Here is a 5,750-nt window from a genome sequence, read left to right on the forward strand (position 1 = left end):
GCCGGGTCGGCCACGGCGACCGTCTCGACGCCCAGGTCCCGTGCCTGCTGGGCGACCGTCGCGACGTCCCGCCCGCCCGCGCTCAGCCCGACGACGCGGAACCCGTCGGGGTTGCGGCGGACCACGTCGATCGCCTGGGTGCCGATGGACCCCGTCGAGCCGAGGATGACGACGCTGCGCTCACTCACCCGCCCATCCTCCCGGACGCGCGGACCGCGCGGTGACGTCCCCACCCGTGCGGCGACAGCACCGCCGGACGACGTCAGCCGTCGCGCGCGTCACTCCACGCCGAGCAGCACCTCGACCGCACGCGCCAGGAACGCGTCCACCGACTGCTCGGCGTAGGCGTTGCGGCCCCGACGGCTGCGGAAGGTCGCCGCCCGGACCTCGGCCGCCGACAGCGGCGTGCCCTTGTCGAAGTACGCGACGAGCCGGTGGCACAGCGCGTCGACGTCCGCGGGCTCGTAGCCCTGCTGACGGCCCTCCGGCGGGGCGAACCGGTCGCCGTCGGGCCGCGACAGACGCCCGTACAGCGTCCTCGCCTGCTCGCTCAGCTTCGCCATCCACGCGTCCTGGCCGTTGCGCTGGACGAACTCCGCACGCTGCCGCGCGACGAACGCCTGCTCGAGCCGGTCGAGCGCCGCGTCGACCGCCGCCGTCACGTAGCCGCCACGGACCATGTCGAACGCGACGCCGCGCACGTCCTTGCTCGACAGGCCCGACGACGGGCCCGCCTCGTACACCTGGCGCGCGTGCGTGAAGAAGTCGTCGACCTCGTCCGGGTCGTATCCCTGCTTCAGGCCGGAGACGGTCCGGAACATGCCGTCGCTCACTCAGTCCTCCTCCGCGGCGAGCTGTCCGCACGCCCCGTCGATCTCGCTGCCGCGCGTGTCCCGGATGGTGGTCGGGATGCCGTGCGCTCGCAAGCGTGCCACGAACTCGCGCTCCACCTCGGGATCGCTCGCCGTCCACCGCGAGTTCGGCACCGGGTTGAGCGGGATCGGGTTGCAGTGCACCCACCCCTTGCCGCGCGCCGCGAGCTTCTCGCCGAGCAGGTCCGCGCGCCACGCGTGGTCGTTCACGTCCCGGATCAGGGCGTACTCGATCGACACGCGGCGGCCGGTCTTCTCGAAGTAGCGGTGCGCCGAGTCGATCGCCTCGTCGACGCTCCACCGCGTGTTGACCGGCACGAGCTCGCTGCGCAGCTCGTCGTCGGGGGCGTGCAGCGACAGCGCGAGCGTCACGGGGATGCCCTCGTTCGCGAGCCGGTCCATCGCGGGCACCATGCCGACGGTCGAGACCGTGACGTTGCGGGCCGACATGCCGAGGCCGTCGGGGGTGGGCGCGACCAGGCGCCGCACGGTCTCCATGACGGCCTTGTAGTTGGCGAGCGGCTCGCCCATCCCCATGAACACGACGTTCGTGAGGCGCGTCGGACCGCCCGGCACCTCGCCGTCGGCCAGCGACCGCGCCGCGGCCCTCACCTGCTCGACGATCTCCGCCGTCGACAGGTTGCGCGTGAGCCCCAGCTGACCCGTCGCGCAGAACGCGCACGCGAGCCCGCAGCCCGCCTGGCTCGAGATGCACAGCGTGGTGCGGTTCGCGTACCGCATGAGCACCGACTCGACCTTGGCACCGTCGAACAGGTGCCACAGCGTCTTGACGGTCGTGCCCTGGTCCGCGGTCAGCGTGCGGTGCGCCGTGAGCAGCGTCGGGAACAGGCCCTCGACGAGCTTGTCGCGCGTCGCCTTGGGCAGGTCCGTCATCTGCGCCGGGTCGTTCGTCAGGTGCGTGAAGTAGTGCGTCGCGAGCTGCTTGGCGCGGAACGGCTTCTCGCCGAGCTCGGCCACGGCCTCGACCCGCTGCTCGGGCGTGAGGTCGACGAAGTGCTTCGGCGGCTTGCCCCGCGGTCCACGGGTCGGCGAGGACAGGTCGAGGCGCACGGGTGTACCGGTCATGCGGGGCACCCCCTTCTGGGTGTCGGTGGGACGAGGTCGTGCGGTGGCGCGGGCGGCCGGGAGCCGCGGGCGCGTGGCGTGCGTGTCAGCCCGCGGGCTGCAGCACCGCGAGGATGACGTAGGCGGCGGGTGCGGTGAGGAGCAACGAGTCGAGCCGGTCGAGGATCCCGCCGTGGCCCGGGATGAGCCGGCCCATGTCCTTGAGCTCGAGGTCGCGCTTGAGCATCGACTCTGCGAGGTCGCCCAGCGTCGCCGTCACGACGGTCGCGAGGCCCATGACGACGCCGACGAGCGGCTCGCCGCCGAACGCGGCCTGCACCCCGACGACGCCGACGACGCTCGCCAGGACGACCGAGCCCAGCAGGCCTTCCCACGTCTTGTTCGGGCTGACCGACGGTGCGAGCGGGTGCCGCCCCAGGAGCACCCCGACCGCGTACCCGCCCGTGTCGCTCGCGACCACGAGCAGGATGAACAGCATCACGCGCCAGGGCCCGTCGGGCTCCGCGAGCAGCAGCATCGCGAACCCCGCCAGGAACGGCAGGTACGCGGCCGCGAACGCTCCGGCGCTCGCGTCGCGCAGCGCCGCCTCGCCGCTGCCGTCGAGCACGCGCCAGACGACGACGCCGCCGACCGTCAGCATGAACGCGACGAACAGCGCCTCCGGTCCGGCGAGGTACGCCGACACGAGCGTGCCGACCGCGCCGACGAGCAGCGGGAGCAGCGGCAGGTGGATGTTGCGGCGCGCGAACGCCTGCGCCAGCTCCCACAGCGCCGCGCAGATCGCCACGATCGCGACGACGCCGAAGATCTCCTTGCGGATGAACAGCGACGCGACGACGCCGACGAGCAGGGTCACGCCGACCACGACCGCGACCGGGAGGTCGCGGCCCGGCCGGAGGGTCTTCGGCGCGGCGATGGTGCTGTGCTCCGTCATCAGACCTCGAGGAGCTCGCTCTCCTTGGAGGCGAGCAGGTGGTCGATGGTCTCGACGTGCTTCTTCGTGAGCGCCTCGAGCTCCTTCTCCGCCCGCACGACCTCGTCCTCGCCCGCCTCGCCGTCCTTGACGATGCGGTCGAGCTCCTCCTTGGCCTTGCGCCGGACGGAGCGCACCGACACGCGGGCGTCCTCCGCCTTCGACTTCGCGAGCTTGACGAAGTCGCGGCGACGCTCCTCGGTGAGGGCCGGCAGCACGACGCGGATGACGTTGCCGTCGTTCGTCGGGTTCACGCCCAGGTCGGAGTCGCGCAGCGCCTTCTCGATCGCCGTCGTCGACGACTTGTCGAACGGCGAGACCAGGATCGTGCGCGCCTCGGTCACGTTGAACGACGCGAGCTGCTGCAGCGGTGTCGGGCTGCCGTAGTAGTCGACGAACACCTTCGAGAACATCGCCGCGTTGGCCCGGCCGGTGCGGATCGTCGCGAAGTCGTCCTTGGCGACCTCGACCGCCTTGTCCATCTTCTCCTCGGCCTCGAGGAGGGTCTCGTCGATCACCGCTGCTCCTTCGTGCTGCTGTCGTCTGGGGGTCGGGCGTGCGGGCTCGGTGCGTCAGCTCGCCGTGACCAGCGTGCCGATCTTCTCACCCTGCAGGGCCCGGGTGACGTTGCCCCGCTCCTCGAGCCCGAAGACGCGCATGACCACGTCGTTGTCGCGGCACAGGCTCAGCGCCGTGGCGTCCATGACGCCCAGGTCGCCGACGAGCGCGTCGGTGTAGGTCAGGTGGTCGAGCTTGACGGCCGACGGGTCCTTGCGGGGGTCCGCCGTGTACACGCCGTCGACGCCGTTCTTGCCCATGAGCACCTCCTGGCAGTGCGTCTCCAGGGCGCGCTGCACGCTCACGGTGTCGGTCGAGAAGTACGGCATCCCCGCGCCCGCGCCGAAGATCACGACGCGGCCCTTCTCCAGGTGCCGGATCGCCCGCAGCGGGATGTACGGCTCCGCGACCTGGCCCATCGCGATCGCCGTCTGCACGCGCGTGCTGACGCCGGCCTGCTCCAGGAAGTCCTGCAGCGCCAGGCAGTTCATCACCGTGCCGAGCATGCCCATGTAGTCCGCGCGGGCGCGGTCGATGCCGCGCTGCGACAGCTCGGCGCCGCGGAAGAAGTTGCCGCCCCCGACCACGATCGCGACCTGCACGCCGGAGCGCACCGCGACCGCGATCTCCGCGGCGACCCGCTGCACGACGTCCGCCGCGAGGCCGACGTCACCGCCGCCGAACGTCTCGCCGGAGAGCTTGAGCAGGACGCGCCGGGCGGGCGCGGGCTCGCCGGTCGTGCTCGGGTCCTGGGTCACTGCGGCCTCCATCGACGGTCGGGGTGGGTGCTGGTCGTCCGGGTGTCGGGCAGGCGCGGCGACCGCGGGCCGTCTCGGCGGCAGGTCGTGGGGCGCCCCGTGCGACGGTGGCCCCGACCCTTGCGGGCCGGGGCCACCGTCGATCACATGGGGTCAGGCTCCCACGCGGTAGCGCACGAAGCCGGTGAGCGTGCCGCCGGCCTCGGTGAGGACCTGGCCGACCGACTTCTTCGGGTCCTTCGCGAACGCCTGGTCGAGCAGCACGTTCTCCTTGAAGAAGCCGTTGAGGCGGCCCTCGACGATCTTCGGCAGCGCGGCCTCGGGCTTGCCCTCGGTGCGAGCGGTCTCCTCGGCGATGCGACGCTCGTTCTCGACCGTCTCCGCCGGGACCTCGTCGCGCGTCAGGTACGACGGCGAGAAGGCGGCGATGTGGGTCGCGACGTCACGGGCGACCGAGGCACCGGCCGCGTCCGTGGCGACGAGGACGCCGACCTGCGGGGGCAGGTCCTTGTTGACCTTGTGCAGGTAGACCTCGACGTGCTCGCCGGCCACGCGGGCCAGACGGCGCACGACGACGCGCTCACCGAGGGTGGCGGCCGTCTCGTCGACGATCGACTGCACGCTCGAGCCGTCGACCTCGGTCGCGAGCAGCGCGTCCGCGTCGCGGGCGGCCGAGTCGACCGCCGCCGCGAGGACGCGGTCGGCCAGCGCGACGAAGTTCGGGCTCTTCGCCACGAAGTCCGTCTCCGAGTTGACCTCGACGAGCACGCCCGTCTGGCCCTCGCCGTCGGCCGTCGGGCCGACGTGCGCCGCGACGAGACCGTCGGAGGCCGAGCGGCCCTCGCGCTTGCCGACGCCCTTGAGGCCCTTCACGCGGATGATCTCGAGCGCCTTGTCCGAGTCGCCCTCGGCCTCCTCGAGCGCCTTCTTGACGTCGAGCATGCCCGCGCCGGTCTTCTCGCGCAGCGCCTTGATGTCAGCGAGCGAGTAGTTCGCCATCAGTGTTCCGTTCTGGTCGAAGGGGTGTGCAGGAGGACGCGCGTCAGTTGGACGCGGCGTCGCCCTCGGCCGGGGCGGCCTCGTCGCCGGCGGCGGCCGGGCTGGCCTCGTCGCCCTCGGCTTCGGCGTGCTCAAGTTCTTCCCCGGCGTCAGCCCGGCCGCCGACCTCGCGCAGCGCACGATCGGCGAGCTCACGCTCGGGCTCGTCGGGCCGACCGCGGCGCTGCTGCTGACCGCCGTCCTCGAGACCGTCATCGGCCTCACGCTCGTCACCGGGCGCTTCCTGCGGACCGGGCTCGTCCTGCTCGCGGGCGCGCTCGTCGGCATCATGTCGCCGCTCGTGCTGTTCTTCGACGAGCTGTTCCCCGCCGGCGGCCCGACGATCGTCGCGCAGTACGTCCTCAAGGACGTCGTGCTCGCCGCCGCAGGCGCCGTGATCGCCGCGGTCGCGCTCGGCGCGCGGCTCCGCCTCCCCGGCGAGTGACCGCGCGGCGCCGGGAGCCC

7 protein-coding genes and 1 pseudogene are annotated in these 5,750 nt (G+C 72.5%); 1 reads left to right on the plus strand and 7 read right to left on the minus strand.

Annotated elements, in window-relative coordinates:
* The 7 genes and pseudogenes from HGA02_RS08710 to tsf all read right to left on the minus strand — a co-directional run.
* Positions 1-188 (minus strand): annotated as a pseudogene (locus tag HGA02_RS08710) (1-deoxy-D-xylulose-5-phosphate reductoisomerase); the annotation flags it as partial.
* A 90-nt stretch (positions 189-278) separates the two neighbouring features.
* Positions 279-833 (minus strand): DivIVA domain-containing protein, encoded by a 555-nt coding sequence (locus HGA02_RS08715; RefSeq protein ID WP_162351659.1) that lies wholly within the window; start codon positions 831-833, stop codon positions 279-281.
* A complete protein-coding gene (gene rlmN / locus HGA02_RS08720) occupies positions 834-1,958 on the minus strand; it encodes a dual-specificity RNA methyltransferase RlmN (RefSeq protein ID WP_124343698.1) in 1,125 nt (374 codons plus the stop codon).
* 85 nt (positions 1,959-2,043) lie between these two features.
* Positions 2,044-2,892 (minus strand): phosphatidate cytidylyltransferase, encoded by an 849-nt coding sequence (locus HGA02_RS08725; RefSeq protein ID WP_168678686.1) that lies wholly within the window; start codon positions 2,890-2,892, stop codon positions 2,044-2,046.
* On the minus strand, positions 2,892-3,449 hold the full coding sequence (gene frr, locus HGA02_RS08730; protein WP_124343700.1) for a ribosome recycling factor: 558 nt from the start codon (positions 3,447-3,449) through the stop codon (positions 2,892-2,894). Before frr ends, HGA02_RS08725 begins: the two co-directional genes overlap by 1 nt.
* 54 nt (positions 3,450-3,503) lie before the next feature.
* Positions 3,504-4,259 (minus strand): UMP kinase, encoded by a 756-nt coding sequence (gene pyrH / locus HGA02_RS08735; protein WP_124343701.1) that lies wholly within the window; start codon positions 4,257-4,259, stop codon positions 3,504-3,506.
* 141 nt (positions 4,260-4,400) lie between these two features.
* On the minus strand, positions 4,401-5,246 hold the full coding sequence (gene tsf, locus HGA02_RS08740) for a translation elongation factor Ts (RefSeq protein WP_124343702.1): 846 nt from the start codon (positions 5,244-5,246) through the stop codon (positions 4,401-4,403).
* Positions 5,247-5,373: 127 nt separating this feature from the next.
* Here tsf and HGA02_RS08745 point away from each other — a divergent pair, with 127 nt between their 5' ends.
* Entirely contained in the window at positions 5,374-5,730 is a 357-nt protein-coding gene (locus tag HGA02_RS08745; protein WP_246247589.1) for a hypothetical protein, read from the plus strand.
* The last annotated feature ends 20 nt before the right edge of the window (positions 5,731-5,750 follow it).

The sequence above is a fragment of the Cellulomonas septica genome, assembly GCF_012396155.1.
Taxonomy (GTDB): domain Bacteria; phylum Actinomycetota; class Actinomycetes; order Actinomycetales; family Cellulomonadaceae; genus Cellulomonas; species Cellulomonas septica.